Annotated in this window: 19 protein-coding genes and 2 pseudogenes; 20 read left to right on the top strand and 1 reads right to left on the bottom strand. The window is 36.2% G+C overall.

The features are described from left to right. Positions 1 to 138 precede the first annotated feature (138 nt). The 20 genes and pseudogenes from V7121_RS20960 to V7121_RS20865 form a co-directional block, all read left to right on the top strand. On the top strand, positions 139 to 2,880 hold the full coding sequence (locus V7121_RS20960) for a family 78 glycoside hydrolase catalytic domain (RefSeq protein ID WP_335547681.1): 2,742 nt from the start codon (positions 139 to 141) through the stop codon (positions 2,878 to 2,880). Between the two features lie 74 nt (positions 2,881 to 2,954). Then, the gene (locus V7121_RS20955) at positions 2,955 to 4,385 is read left to right on the top strand and encodes an MFS transporter (RefSeq protein WP_335547679.1); all 1,431 of its coding nucleotides are present in this window, start codon (positions 2,955 to 2,957) and stop codon (positions 4,383 to 4,385) included. Between the two features lie 597 nt (positions 4,386 to 4,982). After that, a complete protein-coding gene (locus V7121_RS20950; RefSeq protein ID WP_335501927.1) occupies positions 4,983 to 5,663 on the top strand; it encodes a response regulator transcription factor in 681 nt (226 codons plus the stop codon). Then, the gene (locus V7121_RS20945) at positions 5,656 to 6,708 is read left to right on the top strand and encodes a HAMP domain-containing sensor histidine kinase (RefSeq protein ID WP_335501929.1); all 1,053 of its coding nucleotides are present in this window, start codon (positions 5,656 to 5,658) and stop codon (positions 6,706 to 6,708) included. Before V7121_RS20950 ends, V7121_RS20945 begins: the two co-directional genes overlap by 8 nt. A gap of 99 nt (positions 6,709 to 6,807) precedes the next feature. Continuing rightward, positions 6,808 to 7,842: a hypothetical protein gene (locus V7121_RS20940; protein ID WP_335547677.1), complete on the top strand. Its 1,035-nt coding sequence runs from the start codon at positions 6,808 to 6,810 to the stop codon at positions 7,840 to 7,842. After that, entirely contained in the window at positions 7,842 to 8,786 is a 945-nt protein-coding gene (locus V7121_RS20935; RefSeq protein WP_335501933.1) for an ABC transporter ATP-binding protein, read from the top strand. Before V7121_RS20940 ends, V7121_RS20935 begins: the two co-directional genes overlap by 1 nt. Further along, the gene (locus tag V7121_RS20930; protein ID WP_335547710.1) at positions 8,747 to 9,637 is read left to right on the top strand and encodes an ABC transporter permease; all 891 of its coding nucleotides are present in this window, start codon (positions 8,747 to 8,749) and stop codon (positions 9,635 to 9,637) included. The genes V7121_RS20935 and V7121_RS20930 overlap by 40 nt, the downstream gene beginning before the upstream one ends. A gap of 1,297 nt (positions 9,638 to 10,934) precedes the next feature. Next, the gene (locus tag V7121_RS20925) at positions 10,935 to 11,360 is read left to right on the top strand and encodes a MaoC family dehydratase (protein ID WP_335547676.1); all 426 of its coding nucleotides are present in this window, start codon (positions 10,935 to 10,937) and stop codon (positions 11,358 to 11,360) included. 66 nt (positions 11,361 to 11,426) lie between these two features. Continuing rightward, entirely contained in the window at positions 11,427 to 11,762 is a 336-nt protein-coding gene (locus V7121_RS20920; RefSeq protein ID WP_066250745.1) for an MmcQ/YjbR family DNA-binding protein, read from the top strand. Positions 11,763 to 12,012: 250 nt separating this feature from the next. Further along, a complete protein-coding gene (locus V7121_RS20915) occupies positions 12,013 to 12,354 on the top strand; it encodes a hypothetical protein (protein ID WP_335547675.1) in 342 nt (113 codons plus the stop codon). A 101-nt stretch (positions 12,355 to 12,455) separates the two neighbouring features. Then, entirely contained in the window at positions 12,456 to 13,391 is a 936-nt protein-coding gene (locus tag V7121_RS20910) for a hypothetical protein (RefSeq protein WP_335547674.1), read from the top strand. A 399-nt stretch (positions 13,392 to 13,790) separates the two neighbouring features. Then, positions 13,791 to 14,165 carry a MerR family transcriptional regulator gene (locus tag V7121_RS20905; RefSeq protein ID WP_335547672.1) on the top strand — a complete coding sequence of 125 codons (375 nt, stop codon included), beginning with the start codon at positions 13,791 to 13,793 and terminating at the stop codon, positions 14,163 to 14,165. Positions 14,166 to 14,337: 172 nt separating this feature from the next. Beyond that, positions 14,338 to 15,462 carry an NADH-dependent flavin oxidoreductase gene (locus tag V7121_RS20900; RefSeq protein WP_335547671.1) on the top strand — a complete coding sequence of 375 codons (1,125 nt, stop codon included), beginning with the start codon at positions 14,338 to 14,340 and terminating at the stop codon, positions 15,460 to 15,462. Positions 15,463 to 15,515: 53 nt separating this feature from the next. Then, positions 15,516 to 16,259 carry an SDR family oxidoreductase gene (locus tag V7121_RS20895; RefSeq protein ID WP_335547669.1) on the top strand — a complete coding sequence of 248 codons (744 nt, stop codon included), beginning with the start codon at positions 15,516 to 15,518 and terminating at the stop codon, positions 16,257 to 16,259. Between the two features lie 322 nt (positions 16,260 to 16,581). Beyond that, the gene (locus tag V7121_RS20890; protein WP_335547668.1) at positions 16,582 to 16,962 is read left to right on the top strand and encodes a hypothetical protein; all 381 of its coding nucleotides are present in this window, start codon (positions 16,582 to 16,584) and stop codon (positions 16,960 to 16,962) included. A gap of 176 nt (positions 16,963 to 17,138) precedes the next feature. Next, positions 17,139 to 17,492, top strand: coding sequence for a DUF6054 family protein (locus V7121_RS20885; RefSeq protein WP_335547666.1), 354 nt, complete (start codon positions 17,139 to 17,141; stop codon positions 17,490 to 17,492). Positions 17,493 to 17,677: 185 nt separating this feature from the next. After that, positions 17,678 to 17,842: a hypothetical protein gene (locus tag V7121_RS20880; protein WP_335547664.1), complete on the top strand. Its 165-nt coding sequence runs from the start codon at positions 17,678 to 17,680 to the stop codon at positions 17,840 to 17,842. A gap of 56 nt (positions 17,843 to 17,898) precedes the next feature. Then, on the top strand, positions 17,899 to 18,231 hold the full coding sequence (locus V7121_RS20875) for a hypothetical protein (RefSeq protein WP_335547662.1): 333 nt from the start codon (positions 17,899 to 17,901) through the stop codon (positions 18,229 to 18,231). Between the two features lie 200 nt (positions 18,232 to 18,431). After that, positions 18,432 to 18,665 carry a hypothetical protein gene (locus V7121_RS20870; protein WP_335547660.1) on the top strand — a complete coding sequence of 78 codons (234 nt, stop codon included), beginning with the start codon at positions 18,432 to 18,434 and terminating at the stop codon, positions 18,663 to 18,665. Between the two features lie 201 nt (positions 18,666 to 18,866). Continuing rightward, positions 18,867 to 19,427, top strand: a pseudogene (locus V7121_RS20865) (hypothetical protein); the annotation flags it as partial. Here the strand turns inward: V7121_RS20865 and V7121_RS20860 are convergent. Continuing rightward, positions 19,408 to 19,924: pseudogene (locus V7121_RS20860) on the bottom strand (IS3 family transposase); the annotation flags it as partial. The pseudogenes V7121_RS20865 and V7121_RS20860 overlap by 20 nt on opposite strands.

The raw sequence follows: 19,924 nt of genomic DNA, 5'->3' as shown, positions 1-19,924 counted from the left end.
AGTTTCTCAAACTAAATTACCAAAAATAAATTGAAATTACCATAATAAACAATTGCTAATGATTAAAATGTATTTAGAAAGCGATACCAAAAAGGATGATCATCAGCCAATGAATATATCAAGAAAGGAATAATGACTATGGAATTAATAGATTTAAAGGTGGAATATCAGAAGAATCCATTAGGACTGGATATAAAGAAGCCAAGGTTTTCATGGAAATTGGTCTCTAAAGAAAGGGATGTACTGCAAACAGCTTATCGAATTCTCGTAAAAAATGATGGAGAAAGTGTCTGGGACTCCGGTGAAAAGGATTGCTCCTCATCTGTTTTAATCGAATATAACGGGCAGGAACTAGAGCCCTGCACGCTGTATCAAGTTCAGGTTGAGGTTTGGGATAACAAAGGACACAAAGCAATCGTAAGCGGAAGTTTTGAAACTGGCCTTTTAAAAGGAACAAACTTTTGCGCAGACTGGATCACACATGATTATCCAGCAGATGAAACGGGTTGTCCTGTTTTTACTAAAGAATTTAAGGTTGAAAAAGAGATTTCGAAGGTCCGAATGTATGCAACTGCATTAGGCGTTTATGAAATAAAACTCAACGGTGAAAAAGTAGGAGATAGCTATTTTGCCCCAGGGTGGACGAACTATCATAAACGGCTTCAATACCAAACGTATCAGGTAGATGGAATACTCCCTGGGGAGAATAAGCTTGAAATTACCGTAGGAAACGGATGGTATAAAGGAATTTTCGGCTTTACCTGCACACCTAATCACTATGGGGACAGAGTGGCAGTTCTTGCAGAAGTCCATATCACGTATTGTGATGGGTCAACAGAAATTATTAAAACAGATGATAGTTGGATGGTGACCACTGGAATAATCCGCAGTAGTGAAATCTACATGGGTGAAACCATTGATACTTGTTATAAGGAAGAAAACTTATCAAGGGTTGTCCTAACGACTTTTGATAAGGAACGAATTGTAGGGCAGGAAAGTGAAGCGGTCCGGATTACAAAACGACTACCAGCAAAAGAATTAATCAATACGCCAAAAGGGGAAAAGGTCATCGACTTTCACCAGAACCTGACAGGGTTTGTTGAGTTAAAAGTTACTGGAAAACCAGGTCAGAAGATAACCATCCGTCACGCAGAGGTTTTAGACAAAGATGGGAACTTTTATCCGGACACACTTCGTCTGGCCATTTCCATTGATCAGTTTATCTGCAATGGCGAGGAGCAGACGTTTCTTCCGCACTTTACATTCCATGGTTTTCGTTATATTGCTATTGAGGGGCTGGAAGAAATCAACTTGGAGAGCTTTACTGCCTGTGTATTGCATACACAAATGGAGGAGACTGGAACCTTTATTTCATCGAATCCGCTGGTAAATCAGCTACAAAGAAATATTTTATGGAGCCAGAGAGGAAATTTCCTCGATATCCCAACTGACTGTCCACAACGAGATGAAAGGCTTGGATGGACTGGTGATGCCCAGGTGTTTGCCGGAACAGCTGCTTATAACATGAATGTGGCATCGTTCTTTAGCAAATGGCTCCACGACCTAGCCTCAGAACAAACCGAAGAATTTGGTGTACCACATGTGGTGCCGAATATATTAGGGAACCAGGATGGAGCAGCTGCCTGGAGTGATGCTGCAGTCATTATCCCTTGGGTCATGTATGAGACATACGGAGATGTACGGATATTGGAAGAACAATTTGAAAGTATGGAGGGCTGGATTAATTACATTACAGCCCGGTGTGGAACGAATGGATTATGGCAGACGGGCTTTCAGTATGGAGATTGGCTGGGGTTGGATAAAGAAGAAGGAAGCACAGAAAGAACAGGCGCGACCGACAAATATCTGGTAGCCAATGCCTATTATGCATACTCCACCAATATTGTAAGGAAAACAGCAGAAGTTCTTAACAAGCTTGAAGATGTACAGAAATACGATCAGTTATATCAAAAAATAAAAAGAGCAATTAATGAGGAGTACATTACAGCTGCCGGCCGGATGGTCAGTGAAACTCAGACAGGTTGTGTATTGGCCCTACATTTCGATTTAGCAGAAGAAAAGTATCGGAAACGTATTCTGAAATCCTTAGAAACAAATATCGCAAACCATAAAAATCATCTTACTACTGGTTTTGTAGGGACACCATACTTATGCCATACTTTATCGGAAAACAATCTCCATGACCTTGCTGGAGCGTTATTTTTAAAAGAGGATTATCCTTCTTGGCTATATGCAGTAAAAAAAGGAGCAACAACCATCTGGGAACGTTGGAATTCCATTTTACCAAATGGGGATTTTGATACTTCCGGCATGAACTCACTCAACCACTATGCATATGGGTCCATCGGCGAGTGGATGTATCGGAAACTTGCAGGTATTAACCAACTGGAGCCGGGATATAAAAAAATCTTAATAAAACCGGAGTTTATCAAAGGTATCCATTCTGTGGAAGCCACTTTCAATTCGATGTATGGAGTCATTAAAAGTGCTTGGAAGTGCAACGATAAAAAGATAAAAGTTGACGTAGAAATCCCTGCAAATACAACCGCTTTACTATACTTACCAGAAAAAGAAAAGCCACTTGAATTGGGTTCTGGTTCCTACCAGTTTGAATATGAAACGGAAACCAATTTGGAAAGGGACAGGTTCACCATGGATTCTACCCTGAAGGAAATTTTCGATGAACCGGTGGCAATTCAAATCTTAAATCAGTATGCACCCGAAATGATGAATCATCCGATGATCGAGTTTGCCTATCAATTATCTATTAGGGAAATATTGGCTACAGCACCTGGAGAAACAGAAACCTTGTTCAAAATGGTAATTGATGCTCTTAATCGAACTGAAGTTTCGATTTAAAAATGGATGGAACGGGAATGGGCGGGCAAATGATTTGCTCGTCCTGACAAAAATAGCTTATTGGGGGTAATAGAATGAAAGTAGAAAATGAAATTATCAATAGCAATCCAAGTAACCCTGTTCCAAAAAAGAAAAAAGAGCTGGGTCTAGATTCCCAAGGTATTCAAAAAACGATGAGACTGCACCATTTTCTGGGGGACGGGGTAGGAACGATTGCCTTAAACTCCATTAGCGGGCTTATCGGGATGCTAACATATTTTTATACTGATAAGGTTGGTATCGCAGCTGCAAGTGTAGGGACGATCATGTTAATAACCAAAGTGATTAATGCATTTACTGATCTTGCTATGGGAAAAGTCGTTGATATGACGAAATCGAAATACGGTAAGGCCCGTCCCTGGTTATTATGGACTTCTATTCCTACTTTATTAGCTATTATTTTACTTTTTACAGTTCCAGCAGGTGCCTCGGCAACAATAAAGAATGTTTATGCTGTGATGACTGTAACTTTTGCAACCGCTATCATTTATACAGCTATTGCCATTCCATATGGAAGTTTGATGGCAATACGTACGAGGAGTTCAGAAGAGCGCGGTAAAATTGGGATTACTCGTTCTATCTTTGGATATATAATTGGAATGATTATAGCGATCATCTTAATTCCTTTAACAAATATGTTAGGCGGAAACCAAGCTGCATGGATAAAAGTTGCGGTTGTACTAGGTTTGTTATCTAGTATTTCATTGTATATTGCGTTCCTTGCTTCAAAGGAGAAAAATAGTGAAGGTATTATACAGGAAGAAGAAAGCGTTCCATTTTTGGAAAGTATTAAATTACTATTTAAGAATAAGTATTGGGTTATTATGTTATTTGCGCAATTATTCATTAATATGATGTATGTACTCTCAGGGTCGACAGGCGTTTATTATACAAAATATATCCTTGGTAATGAAAATCTGGTTGGAATAATGGGTGCTGCTGGTCTGATTCCTGTGTTTCTTGGATTTACTCTAGTAGGACCAATGATGAAAAAATTCGGTCTTACAAAGACAGCAAGAATCGGCTTAGCCTTAGGGATTATAGCAAGCCTTATTCGCTGCTTTATGCCATACAGCTTTATGGCTGCTTTAATTCTGGGAGGCATTGCTACATTTGCTACTATTCCGATGATGGCAGTGGGTGGAGTATTAGTAAACAATACAGTCGAATATGGGGAATGGCAGTCTGGGAAAAGATTAGTAGGGATGGTTAACAGTGCAAACAGCTTTGGTGTGAAAATCGGCAGCGGCTTAGCTGCTGCTATCATTGGATGGATTCTAGCTTTTGGTAAATATGACGGTACATTGGCAACACAACCAGCTTCGGCAATAACTAGTATTCTTGTGCTTACAGTATATTTACCATTAGCATTGTTTGTCATTACCTATTTACTTCTACGTAAATATGATTTAGATGAAAAGTATCCGCAAATTGTCAAAGAGTTAGTAGAAAGAAATAGTAAATAATCCACTTTTTCATGTCAGAACCATGGCAAACAGTGACAGTCACTGTTCGCCAAGATCGATCAGGTTATTGCATTAGGTGGTGCACGTCAGAGAGTTGTATCTACGAAAATTTACGAGATGCATTTAAAGAAATGTCTGATGGAGACTTATCAGATAAAGTGCCATTCGAATCGGTCCTCGTTGGCATGGAATAGAATTTATTATTAGAGAGCGAAAAAATTTGGGGCAGTATGGGAACTTGTATCTTCCACATTCTTCAAAACGGCCTGAGACCTGCGTGACAGGTCTGGTGGGTTCGATTCCCACGCAGTCCTGCAAAAAATGTTAATACTATTACATATATAACCGCACAGTGATTTTTTCACTTGTGCGGTTTTTCGTTTATTTTAGGCAGGGGCCACGGGGGACCGTTACATGGGTCAGTCTTGTGAGTCTTGTAATGCTATAAGAATAATTTTATGAATATTTAATGGACATTATTTTTTCTGAAACACATAAAAGGTCATAAAGAGTACATTTAGATTTAGTAGAGTAAATTCAAATTCGAGGAAAAAGATGATGAAGGCAATAAAATTATCATAAAAAGGCTGGAATAGTATGTTTAAAATTTTGGTAGTCGAGGACAATAAAAATTTACTTGTTCTGATGAGATCTCGATTGGAACAGTCAGGGTACGAAGTTCTACTGGCAGAAAATGGGCAAGAAGCTCTTCGTGTATTGGAGAGTTTTCAGGTCGATTTAATTATCAGTGACATCATGATGCCACATATGGATGGGTTCGAACTAATAGAATCCCTTAGGGAAGCAAATCTCAATATGCCAATCCTTATAGTGACAGCCAAAGAGGGTTTCGAAGACAAAGAAAGAGGCTTTCGTTTGGGAACCGATGATTATATGGTGAAGCCGATTGACATGAATGAAATGATTCTTAGGGTGGCGGCTCTTTTAAGACGTGCCCAAATTAATAACGAACATAAAATTGTGATAGGAGAAGTCGTGCTGGACTACAACACTTTGACAGTTTCCGGCCCAAACTTCTTAGTCGAATTGCCGAAAAAAGAGTTTCTCTTACTTTTTAAATTGCTCAGCTACCCAAAACAAATCTTTACAAGGGAGCAGTTGATGTCTGAGATATGGGGGATGGACTCCGACTCAGATGAACGGACAGTTGATGGCCATATAAAAAAGCTGCGTAAAAAATTTGAAGAAAGACCGGAATTTAAAATTGTCACTATACGGGGACTAGGCTATAAGGCGGTGAAAATGATAGATGGGTAAAATTTCGAAATCCATACGTGCAAAGGGTACATTGATTGCTATTGGAATTCTGTTTTTCTCATGCTTTGTTTCTACTGCTATCACAACCATATTGTTCTTAGTTTCCTACGATAAAAATATAAACATCCGGGAAGCGCACGGGATTTTTAGCAGTCTAATGTTTCTGTCTTTTTTCCTTTGTGTGGCACTGGGCAGTATACTCTTGTATACTGCCATGCGAAAAATTACCGAACCGATTATCCGGATTAGCGATGCAGCAAAAGCCGTTTCAAAAGGTGATTTCTCAATTAAAGTAATACAACAAAGTGACGATGAAATTGGCACATTGGCGAAAAATTTTAACTTGATGACAGAAGAGTTAAACAATATGGAATATCTACGAAAAGACTTTATCAGCAGTGTGTCGCATGAATTCAAAACACCAATTGCTTCCATTAAAGGATTTGCAGAGTTGCTTCAAAATAAAAACTTATCGGATGAGGACTTCCGAACTTATACAAATATTATTATTGAAGAAACAAAGCGATTAAGTCATTTAAGCTCGAATATGATGCGGCTATCTAAGCTGGATAACCAAAGGATACCTGAAAGTGTAAAAACATTTTCCCTAGATGAACAAATTCGAAAAACATTAGTTCTTTTAGAAGAGAATTGGACTAGTAAAAACTTAACGCTGGAAATTGATTTGGATCAGATATCTTATACAGGTGACGAAGCTCTTATCCAGCACATCTGGCTGAATTTGATTGAGAATGCAATCAAATTTTCCAAGGAAGAGGGACAAATTTTTATCAACGCAAAGAAATTTACGAATCACATATATGTTGAAATAAAAGACGAAGGAATCGGGATTAGCAATCAAAATCAGGCACGTATTTTTGAAAAATTCTTTCAGGCTGATCATTCACATTCGAAAGAGGGAAGTGGCCTGGGACTTGCGATTGTGAAAAAAATCGTGGAAATTTGCGGGGGAGAAATTCAATTTGCCAGTGGACTTGGCAGAGGGACAACCTTTAAAGTGCATTTACCGGTGGAGAATGAATAAAGCCGGCTAGTAAAACTTTGTTCTCTTCAAGTCACATTGGGGTCATAATCTTACTGTATAAATAGTGTGTGAATAAAATAGTAGAAGGGAGAATTAAAGATGAAAAGAAATATTCTTTTTATGGCTGCGTTTACCGCTGCATTTGCCTCAGTTGCATTCGTAAAGCCAGTACAATCATTCGCTTTGGATGCTTTGTCTATTTTCCGCGTAAGCAATGTCAAAACAATTGAAATAAGTATGGCTGATATTCAAGAAGGCATGAAATCAATCTATAAACTGAAAGAGGATTTGAAAGGTAAAACTTATAGTCATGAGCCGGTTATCAATGTAATATCTGAATCGAAACCTGTTATGAAGCCTTTGAAAGCAGCAAATGAATTTGAAGGATTCAAATTACGTTTACCAAAAGCATTAGAATCGGAAAATCGTAAAATTTCAGCGATAAATTCTAGTGAAATGAAATTCACTGTAAACGTAGATTCTGCAAATGAAATGTTAACTGACTTAAAAAGCCCCAAGAAACTCTCAAACAAATTGAACAATGTTGAATTAAAGATGAAGTCGGCAGCCGCTGCCTTTGTTCAGTACGATGACATGCTATTTTTCGCGACACAGAAATCTTATTTAGATGGTCCACAGTCAGTCAAAGGCGAACTGCGTGATGTTATATTAAATCTGCCTCTCATACCTTCACATTTACGTGGTGAGCTATCTGACATTGACGATAACAGTTCGGACATCTACCTTCCTTTCCTGCAAGGGTTCGGAAGAGAAGTGGATTTAGGCGGAAAAAGTGGGTATATCTACACACTATCTGATTTAAAATCATTAACTGGTACTTTGCCAGAAGGTATGAACATGAATGGGTCATACATACACCAGGAAGTAAAAAGTGGGACACCATTACCAGAAGATCATCAAGCGAAAGTAAATGAATTGAACAAGAAATTTATTGCCAAATATGGTGAGTCAAAATTTGCGGCGCTGAAGGAAGCGCATATGAAAGCGATGAAAGAAATGCCAAATATGGATCATGCATCAATCTTGCTATGGACAAAAGACGGAAACTTATATTGCTTAATAGGTAATAAATCGGATGCAAAGCTTTCTGAAATTGCGAGGAGTGTGCGGTAATGATCATTGAAACAGTCGATCTTACAAAAAAATATGGAAATAAGATTGCCTGTGATCGGATTAATCTTGATGTTGAAGAGGGACAAGTGTATGGGTTTCTTGGCAGAAACGGGGCAGGTAAAAGCACTTGTATCAAAATGTTAACAGGGCTTGTGTTCCCGACGTCTGGAAGTGGAACGATACTTGGAAAACCACTCGGAGATGTTTCAGCTAGAGAAAGAATGGGCTATCTACCTGAACTTTTTCGATATCAAGAATGGATGACTGGCTTGGATTTGCTCAATTTCCATGCGCAGCTTATTAAGCTGAAGAATAAAAACGATCAAATTAAACGAGTATTGAAGCTAGTTGGATTAGAGGGACAAGAGAAGTTCAAAGTGGGATCCTATAGTAAAGGAATGCAGCAACGTATTGGCCTTGCCTGTTCGTTGCTGCCAAACCCTCAACTGCTCTTTCTCGATGAGCCTACTTCAGCACTTGATCCAATTGGCCGGAAGGATGTAAGGGATATTATTGTTGCCTTGAGAAATGAAGGCACTACCGTTTTTCTGAATAGTCATCTACTAAGTGAAGTAGAGGCAGTCTGTGATAACGTGACTTTTATCCATAAAGGTAAAGTAGTGAAATCTGCTCCTATGAAAGATTTATTAATGGATAAAATTACATTAACCATTTTTGCTAAAGAGATTTCAAATGAATTGTTTGCAAAACTTAAAAACCAATATCCATCATTTCAAGAACTTTCAGATGGCAGCTGGTCCTTAACCATAAAAAGTTACGATGAGATTCCGATGATTTCACAGAATCTCATTTCTGGAGGAGCAGCATTATACGAACTAACACCACATCGTGAAACGTTAGAATCGGTCTTTTTGAATATAGTTGGAGATTCAAAGAATGAAGAATCTGGTTTTGTACACCAAAGGGAGGGATTCCCATCGTAGCAATTTTTACCTCTACATTACAAGAGGCCATTCGTAAAAAAACGTTCATTGTTATGGGAGTTGTCACTGGGTTATATTTAATATTTTGGACACTCATGGTCAATTATTTTCCCAATTCAAGCATTACTCATGGGATGACAGAAGACCAGTTCAGGTTGTTTGCTATTCAAATGGTGTCAAAAATGGGATTCCAATTTTCTGCTATGCTCATTGCATTATTAACGATTATGCTAGGTTCAGGAACCATTTCTACAGAAATGGAAACCGGCCTCATTCAGGGAGTTCTTTCACGTCCGATACGGCGATATGAGTATGTGCTTGGTAAGTTCTTTGGACTTGTACTAATTGCCTGTGCATATGCAACCATTCTTTTCGTGCTAATTCTTGTAATCGGTGCTGTATTTGGATTAAGCACATTTACTAGCTTGAATTTTTCACAGATCTTCATGGGATGGATACTCTATTTATTGCTTCCAATTGCTATTCTGTGCCTCACAGTTTTTGGCTCTGTTTCTATGAAAGCTGTGCCAAACGGAATCTTGATGATTTTTATTTACATTCTTGGCAATGTAGGCGGTATGGTTGAGATGATTGGGCAGTTCTTAAATAGAAATTCAATCATTGGAACTGGGATATTCATTAGTCTAATCTCACCCTTCCAAACGATTTACAACACGATGGAACGTGTGATAGTTCCTAATTCACAAATTGCCGGGAATGTTATGTCTGGTGCAAGCATGTCAGGGAGCGGTGAACCAGCAAGCGTTTGGATGTTTGTCTACATTGGGTTATACATGGTAGGATTCTTATTTCTCGCCATTCATAGGTTTTCTAAGAAAGATATTAGTTAATGGCAATATGATTTCAGCAAAAAGCTAAAGATTTTGAATCAGTGTTAACATACTTGGTGCCAAATTTTTAAAATAAATTTTGGTGCCTGGCCCCCCAATTCAGTAACGCATTACCGTATTGGGGGTCAGGCACCTATTTTTTTTATTTAAACTTTTTAGGGATCCCTGGTGAACTAAAGCTTTAACGTATCGGGACTCTTTTTTCTATATTTGCAAGGTCGATGTTTAGTGAGAGGGATATTTTTAATAAATAATAAAACTGATTCTATTATCCTGGTAAATTTTATTACTTTAAAACTGAAGGTCATTCCAAGAGAGATAAATAAGTCTTGTTCCAGTTGATTACCTGCAATCCCCAAGTGAATGATCGAAACATCGCAGAGATGGTATGGGGGGAAATGGTAGACTCAAAATCATATTATTTTGTAGGGTCTGTTCGACCCCGGCTACCGGAATCTAAAGGTAAAAGGGTGTTTAGTTTGAAACGATAGAACACTCACAAATGTTGATTTAACAATGTTTAAGGGTGTTTTTTTGTTTTGTGGAAAAAAGGATAAAAAGGTAGGATTTGAATTGGTTTTACACAAGGAATTTTTTGTTCCTAGTGGACTTATGGAGGGTGCCCACTTTGACTTGAAGATTTTTACGGTTACGTATTTGTATTGATTACAATTGATATTTTAAAAAGCAAATGGAATGGGGCTGATTGTGTTGTAACTCTTTATTACGTAGTAGACTCATACTGTGCAACAATCGGGCCAGATTGTTGAATAAAGAACAATTCGTCTGATCATAAGTAAATCTTTTTTTGAAGGCTAAATTATCAGAAAAGTTATTGGATAATTTGTATCTGTAAAAAGGTAATAGTGAAGATACTTTAAAAGTTTTTACTTGAACAAGGATCAAGTCAGATTGGTATTAGTAAAAAAAATAGCTCAGCCCTGCCTATACGGTAGCGGGGAAAAGCTATTTTAACCTGTTGTTAGCAGCTCTACCTTATGGTAGTGGAGAAACTAACATACTCATTATTATGAATACTTGCTTTAGATAAACTAGTCAACATTAATACTACTTGAGGAGATTATTAATTAATTGATATAGTTTTCGAAAGGACTATTGATTATTCAACTAAAGGATGCGAGAGTTAAACAAAGGGGCTGCTGCGTGCAGCTTTTTCTTGTTGTGCTAACGAAGCAGGTTAGCTTAAGAAGACTTTAATATTTTTACACTTGTTGTGTTTCGGTGCTAAAATAAACAAGGACAACATTGACTACAGCATCAAAATAGAGGTGTAAGAATGAAATTAGATGAGTTTACAATTGGACAAGTGTTTCAAACTAAATCATTAAAATTAACAAAAGAAGATATTATGAGGTTTGCAGGTGAATTTGACCCTCAATATATGCATTTGGATGAGGAAAAAGCAAATCAAGGAAGGTTTGATGGAATTATTGCTTCTGGTATACATACGTTAGCCATTTCTTTCAAACTTTGGGTTGAAGAAGGTTTCTACGGTGAGGATGTCATTGCTGGAACACGGATTAATAATATTAAATTTATTAAGCCTGTGTTTCCTGAAGATGAATTACATTTAAACGTTGAAGTAATTGATAAGAAAGCAACAAAAGATGAAACAGGTATCCTCACAGTATCGTTATCTACCTTTAACGATAGAGATGAAAAAGTTTTTGAGGGTGACCTGTCCGTATTGATAAAGCGATAAAGAATAATCGAATGTCTCTCTAATTTAAGCAAGGATCATACTACGTTACTTAAGGAGTGGTAAAAAATAAAAACGAGAGAGGAAGCTATTAATTACTGTTTGAATTTGGAAAACACATATGAAGACTATCCATTTAAAGATAAGAATTGGACATTAATGCGACATAAAGAAAGTAAGAAAGTCTTTGCCTGGATTTTCAATAGAGAAGAACATATTTGGATTAATCTGAAGTGTGAGGCAGGTTGGTTGGACTTCTATCGTCAGAATTACCCTTCAATAGTTCCAGCTTTCCATCTTAATAAAGAACATTGGAATTCTCTTATTCTAGACGGTACCATTCCAGAGGAAGTTATAACTGACCTGATTAGACGAAGCTATAATTTAACGAATCAAAAAAAGTAATTATCCATTACTAATTGATAAACTTAAAAAATAATTATTTGATTTTAAATGGTTTGCTCTTTTGCAACCCTTTTATATTCAGTAAGTTTGTGAAAAATTTCACTTAAGCTAACGGGTGCAAGAGTTAAAAAAATGATCGCTGAGGCGGTCTTTTTTCTCGTTTTGCTAACAGGGAGGTTACTTGAAGAACAATTTATCGATATACTTGAAGAAATATCTGTAAATATTAATACTTCTGAGGTGAATCCGAGTGAAATACGAAGAAATCGAGAATAACAATAATGATTATTACATTGAACAAATAAACTCCAAAAATAAAGAAAATGTAGTTAAAGGATTGTTGGGGTTAGCGTTATATGGTTCTGACTTTGAATTTATTCAAGATACATTAGTGAATTTTAGCAAAAGTGAAGATGAGAATGTCCGAGGTGTAGCTATACTTGGTTTTGGTCACATAGCGAGATTATATGGAAAAATTGACAAAGATGTTGTGATACCGATTGTTCTAAATGGGCTAAAAGACAAAAGCGAATTTGTTAAAGGACAATCAACCGCCGCCTTAGATGATATTAACTTTTTTACTGAAAGATGAGATTTTCTTGTTAAGCTAACGGGGCAGGATAGCTGAAGAAGGGATAAGAGGAGAAAGAGGAGTATATGCTATGTAGGAATAGTTATTAAGGAGCTGTTTGTATGCTTCATATGAATGTAATCAAAAAATTTAAAACCTCTTATCAAATTAAATTTTCGAATGACTATCGTTTTTTATGCCATACAATGGGCACTAAAACTATTATTTATGATACAAGTTCTAGGGAAAAAATAAAGGAGCTTAGTAAACCTAATAATCCTGGATATATTCATTTCTCAGATAATGATGATTATTTATATATAAAAAACACAATCGGGACTATATGTGTGTATGAAACGGTTGGATTTCAGTTAATCAAAACCATAAAATCGAATAAAAAATATCAACTTGTTGAAGCTGACTTTGCTTTAACCAATACTTCATTCATTATCCTTGATACACTGAAAACGAAAGACGGACATCAACTGGCATTAATCAACATTGAGAAGGGTGAGTTTAGGGTACTAACTCAATTTAAAGATTCAATTACTCTTATTTATTTTAATCACTTTATCCAGGCTGAAAGTACCTATTTATTTACTCTGAGTTATGAAAATAACGGTGATTATAGAGTTCATAAAATTGTAAAAGTGAAAGAACCAATAAAAAATGAGTCAATAGAGGTGATGGAGAACTCAGAAATTTGGTATTGGGATTCCATCATTTTTAACTCTATTCTTAACGTATATATTGTGGTTAAAAGTTATGACATAGTTATACTTGATGGACAGTTTAAGGAAATTATAAAGAAAGTTAACTTGTCAGATAAAGATTCTCCTGACTTTGGTTATTTTCAACACATTCACCTGTCAAATAATGGGGAGTATATTATCATTACTTATAGGGATACCGTTTTAATCTTACGATACTCTGACTTACAAATCATTTTAGTTGAAAAAATCAAATATGCTTGTTTCGCAGAATTTAGCACCGATAACCGATTTATTCTTATAGGAACTTGGGAGAATGGTTACATCCTTGAAAACACCTTACGTTAGTGTCTTCGGAGAGATGAAGGTCAACGTTCTTCTCTTTCTAATAAGTATTGTGAAATTATTCACTTAAAGTAACGGGTGCTTATGTTAAAGATGGGATGGCTGCGGCTATTCCTTTTTCTTATTGTGCTAACGTAAGCAGGATAGTTGAAGAAGGAATCGGAAAATATAGTAAAGGAAACTCGCCAATATACCTGTGGCGAGTTTTGATTTTTTGTATGTCAATATCGAAGTTAAAGCAACTGTCATTTTGGTTTATAACTTTGGGAAAGCACCTCAAAACGGGCAGAAGAATTAATAATTCTGGACTTAGAGTAAACTCTAAGTATTACACTTCCTTTGTGTCAAAAATTAAAAATGAAAGAAGATATAGACATATCAGATTTAATGGAGGCGATTATATTGACATATTCTATTGGAGAATTTTCTAAAATTGTTAGGTTAAGTGAACATACATTGAGGTTTTATGAAAAGGAAGGCTTAATAAAAGTAAACAGAGACGATAACAATGTCAGAATCTACACTGATGAAAATAAATTATGGATTGAATCATTGCTCCACCTAAAAAATACGGGGATGTCTCTAAAAGACATGAAGCAATTTGCCATGTGGGGGCATGTTGGGGATGACACAATGGAAGAACGGTTAGCTTTACTTAAAAATCATCGAAAAAAAGTAGTGGAAGAATTTGAGAAGCTTCGTCAAAGTTTAGAACATCTGGATAATAAAATTAATTTTTATGAAAATGAATTAGGAGACTGTTTCTCTAAAAATTAAACAGCCAGTTGTTTTTCCGTTGGTGTCTTTTTGAAAAAACTCGTAATCGAAAAAGTAAAAATAAAAAAACACTTGCCTTAGAGTGCTCTCTAAGGATTAACCTATTCTTGCACCATTTGATACACCTTTACAAAATAGTGCAAAACTAACTAGAACGAAAAGGAGGTTAAAAATGAACACAAAATATAGCAACTTATTTGAATCATTTACATTTAAAAATGGTATCACCATAAAAAATAGAGTCGTTATGGCACCAATGACAACTTGGAGCAGTAATGATGATTACACCGTTTCAGATGAAGAAGTAAAATATTATAAAAAAAGAGTCAATGGAGTAGGACTTGTTATCACAGGATGTACTCATGTTCAACCAAACGGTATAGGTTTTACGCATGAATTCGCAGCTTATGATGATAAATTTATTCCAAGTCTACGGAAATTGGCAGATGCGGCGAAAAGTGGAGGAGCTCCTGCGTTGCTTCAAATATTTCATGCAGGCAACAAAGCACTGCCATCTTTAACTCCAAATGGTAAGGTGGTTAGTTCCAGTGCTGTAGAAACTGAAGCTACTGCATTTGCTCCTTCAGTATTACCTAGAGAACTTTCACATGATGAAATAATAGAAGTGATTCATGCTTTTGGAGAAACAACCAGACGAGCTATTGAAGCTGGTTTTGATGGTGTTGAAATTCATGGTGCACACGGATTTTTACTTCAAAACTTCTTCTCTCCTTTCTTCAATAGACGTGAGGATAAATGGGGTGGCTCTCTAGAAAATCGCTTGCGTTTCCCATTGGCAGTCGTTCAGGAAATGAAAAATGTGATTAAGAATCACGCAACAAAGCCGTTTATTTTAGGGTATAGAATATCACCCGAAGAAAATGGCGGTTATGGGATGGAAGATGCCTATGAATTAATTGACCATCTGGTTGAACAGGGTTTGGATTACATCCATGTTTCGCTTGATGATGTATCTTCAAAACCACGAGGCATTGCAGATGGAAAAACACGGCTTGAATTAATTGTTGAACATGTAAACGACAGAGTCCCTGTAATGGCTGCGGGTTCTATGGTAACGGCTGATGATGTTGCATCTGCATTAGATAAGGGTCTATCCCTAGCAGCAGTTGGTCATACATTAATCATGAATCCAGACTGGGTAGAAAAGATTCAGAATGGAAAAGAAGCTGAAATTGAGACAGCGATTAAAACTTCAAAAGTAAGCGACCTTGAACTTCCAGAAAAACTTTGGGGCGTAATTCAAGCTTCAGGTCCATGGTTTAATATCGAAGATTAAAATCGAAAAGAAAAGATACTGTCTTTATTACCGTATAGAAAGGAATTAATTATATGTCAAATATTCAAAATAAGGTTGTCATTATTACAGGTGCCTCTAGTGGGATTGGAGAAGCTACTGCAAAAGAACTTGCATCTAAAGGTGCGAAGTTGGTTTTGGCGGCTCGTCGAGAAGAACGATTAAAGAAATTACAAGAAGTGATTCAAAATAGTGGCGGTCAAGCTATCTTTAAAGTGACAGATGTTGCCTCTCATGGACAAATGGAAGAGTTAGCTGAATATGCTCTTAAAGAGTTTGGAAAGATTGATGTAATGGTCAATAATGCAGGAGTAATGCCATTATCACCTGTTCATCAGAAAAAAATTAATGAATGGGATACGATGATTGATGTGAACATCAAGGGTGTTCTTTATGGTATTGCTGCTGTTATTCCGTCCATGAGAGAGAGAAAAGAAGGGCATATCATTAATGTTTCCTCAATCGCTGGTCATTTAGTATTCCCTGCTAGTGCAGTTTATAGTGGTACAAAGTTTGCTGTACGTTCCATTACAGAAGGTCTCCGTATAGAAGAGGCTAGCAACAATATTCGTACAACGATAATCTCGCCTGGAACTATTACTACAGAATTACTAGAAGCCATTTCAGATCCAGAATTAAAATCTGCCATCGTTGAAGATTGCAAATCCAATGGAATCGAACCTGCAAGCATTGCTCGTGCCATTGGATTTGCAATTGAACAACCATCAGATGTAGCGATTAATGAGATGATCGTTCGTCCAACCATTCAAGAACTATAAAAAGATAATTTTGTAATGAGGCAGCCCTTCTTTAAAGGGCTGCTTTCTCATTTCCTTAGATTTAAGACAAAATTCAACTTTGTGAAGAAATGTACTTAGACTAAAGGGTGCGATGCTTTGACAAGGCATCGCCTATTTTGGTTTGCTTAACGAAGCAGATTGTGAAGTGTTGTACTTAAAGTAACGGGTGCGATACTTCAAGAAAGAGGTCGCCTTTTTTCTTTTTCTCAAGAAGGTTTGTGAAATATTGTACTTAAACTATCGGGGCAGTTTAGTATAATAATAATGGTAAATAAATTAAACTCATTTAGGAAGTGAAATAATGTTAAATATTTACGATAATGAAATTATTTCTTACAATGTTAACCTCAAAAATAATACTATTAACATTAACACCCTTTCTGAGAAGGGGCAAAATATAACTATAATTTTTTCTGGAGTTCTATCACATATGTTTGAAAATCATTTAAGTGGCAGCATTATTTTCGAAATAGGGAAATATGAACTTAGTCAGTTCTTTGATGATAATAGGGATTTATTAGAACAACAAAAAGATTATTGTTGGCCCATTGAATACATAGAGATAAAAGAATTAGAAGAAAAGTTAATAAAACAACAGTATATCTATTATGTAATATCAGCTTCATATGGTTTAAATGGATGGGTTTTAGCTAAGAAATATGAACTTTTAAGTTCTAATTAACAGGTGTTTTAATTTAACAACAAAAACGGGCCGTTGTCGGCAGTCCCTTTACTCTTTGTCGTTATTGAACTAAAGAGGCAGTTTAGTTCAACAAGAAAAGTCAGGTAAATGACAAAAGTACCTAATGGAAATACTTGAAATATAATGAACGATGTTTAATTGGGAGGGGAAATTAATTGAGACAATATGTTGAATTTACTGTTGACATAAAGCCTTTTCAAGCAGTTCAACTAATTCTTGAGGACAAGGAGATAAAGTCTGCGTTAATATTTGATGATTACAAAGTTACGGGCATAGACGAAAAAGAGATTTCATTTTTAGTATTTGAGAAATTTTTCTTACGTACAGGAAATACGGCTTCGTTAACTGTAACTGTTGATAATTTTGGAGGAGTGACAATTGTAAAGTGTATAGCAGCAGGGAATGGAGACGGGATATTAGATATTGATTGGGGTGCGGGAAAAAGTTTTATTAAACCAATAAGAAAAAAACTGGATTCTCATATTATTGAAATAATGAAAGAGACATAATCTAACAATAACGAAAATCACTTTGTGAAGAAATACACTTAAAGTAACGGGTGCAAGAGTTAAAGACGGGGATCGCTGCGGCGATCTTTTTGCTTGTTGAGCTATCGGGGCAGGGTAGTAAAAGAAGGATTTATTAATGGGACTAATGAATTAGTTAAGATAGATTATAAAAGGGGGTTTCTTTTATGAAAAAAGACCGATTTGAATACATAAAGGTTGCAAGTATTGTTGTAATAGCAATTAGTTTATCTATTATTGCTTGGAATTCTTCGAAGGAAGTTTCTTATCTCCAAGGAATTGAAGAGAAATTGCTTAGTATTATTAATGCATTGCAAAATCCTGGAAAATGATGAAATTGGGGTTATTCTTATAAAACTAATGGGGGCATTGTTTAGAAAAGAGGAGGATGATAAAGCTGAAAATAAAATTAATATTTATATTAATCGGTTTGTTGGGAATTTCATTAACTTCTTGTTCGAATAGTCCGAGTAGTTATTCAGTCGTAATTAACGGTAAGAACAAAAATGTTAGTGAAAATTTCATTAAAGTTGTTACAAAAAGAAATCAAAATACTGTAAAAATGCCTTATCCAAACGTCACCCCCGATTATGAAATTGTTTACCGAAAAGAAAATATCAAAGTTTATGATTATGAAGGCAATGAACTTGTTAGAAATAAAACAGATTGGTACACCATTTCAGATGATGAATTTAAAATAATAAAAAATGAAGCGAAATAAATTTATTCTGTTTATTCATCGATGGATCATTGTGAAATAATGTACTTAAGCTAACGGGTAGCTTGAGTTCAACAATATTTGGCTGCTAAGTCAGCCTTTTTTTGTTGTTCCACTAACGAAGCAGGATAGTTGAAGAAGAAAACCGTATTTACCATAGAATATGATATAAATAAATATGCTAGGGAGAAGGAATATGGAGCTTGAAAAAGAGATTCTCAATCGAAAAAGCTGAATGGTCAAATGAAAGAGAAAGGCAATATAAACAAGACTGTATGGATATGGTTTTTAGTTTTGGTGATACGTTAAGTATCAGGAAGGATACAGTGATTATAATTAAAAGTGGAAATGAAATAGAGATTGAAAAATCTATTCGGCAGAAAACATTTTGGTACGAAACTTGGTTGAAATTAAGAACTTTATATAAAATAGAATGAATATCTAACGAGTGCTTTGTTAAGGATGATGGTCGCTGGGGGTGGTCATTTTTTCTTGCTGAGTTAACGAAGCAGGTTAGTGAAAAAAGGAAAAAGAAAGAAAACGGCGAATAAGTTATCGGTCAGGTTGATAACAGATGATTGGAGATAAATGAAGTGTTTTATAATTTAGGTTCACCTGGTTATTCAAGTGTCGTAGCAATGTCTAGATCTAATCCTGTTGAGTATATAAATCCTGTATTTTTACCTGGAATATACTGCCCAAAATGTAATGATTTATGGGCAAGTAGTTCAAGAGTTAGAATAGACGAAACTGTGTCCAAACAAGTATCAGATATTCTTCAAAGTCATAATCTCCCAGACTTTGGAGTTCAATTGGACCAATTCCAAAGTCTTTGTAAAGAGATAGCGATAGCAACGAACATTCCATTAAATATGCTTGAGCCTGGAGTTGATTTATGTCCACCAGAAGGACTAATTCGGAATACAAAAGTCAAAGATTTTACACATCCTTTTCCAGGATTGATATGGGTTAAGGAGTCAGTAAAAGCTAGCTTAGAAGAGGCTAAACTACAAGGAATAACCTTTGTCAATGTAAATCTAAAATGGACTGGCAAAATGAAGAATTCCACAGAAGCTGTGCCTGACCTGTGGGAAATCGTTTTAAATGGAAGTGCGTGGCGTGAAGGTAGCAACCTTGAAACGATAACTGCTTGTTCAATGTGTGGAAGGACAGAATTTCTTAGGGGAAAGAATCCGATAGTGGATAAAACCCGTTGGGATGGCAGTGATGTCTTTTATGTAGACAATAATGTAGATATAATCTGCTAATTCACGTTCAAAATGCTCAATACTGTCAATTTCCTGTAGATATAAGAGTTCCGATTTTAATAAGCCAAAGAAATTTTCCATGACTGCATTATCCAAACAGTTACCCTTTCGGGACATACTCTGTGTAATTTGGTGCTGCTCCAGTGTTTTTTGATACTGTTTCATTTGATAATGCCAACCTTGATCTGAATGAAGTGTTACTTGGTCTCCTGACTGAAGACGTTCAATCGCTTGGTCTAACATATCGCCCACCAACTTGTAAACAGGCCGTTTCATGACGGTATAGGCTATTATTTCGCTATTACACAAATCAAGTACTGGAGAAAGGTAACGTTTCTCACCGAACAGGTGGAATTCTGTGACGTCGGTTACCCATTTTTGATTCATTTTTTCGGCAGAGAAATCGCGATTTAAAACGTTCGGAGCGA

Origin of the sequence: Neobacillus drentensis (genome assembly GCF_036962125.1) — a bacterium.
Taxonomy (GTDB): Bacteria; Bacillota; Bacilli; order Bacillales; family Cytobacillaceae; genus Neobacillus; species Neobacillus drentensis_B.
This window is presented reverse-complemented; position numbering and strand designations above follow the sequence as displayed.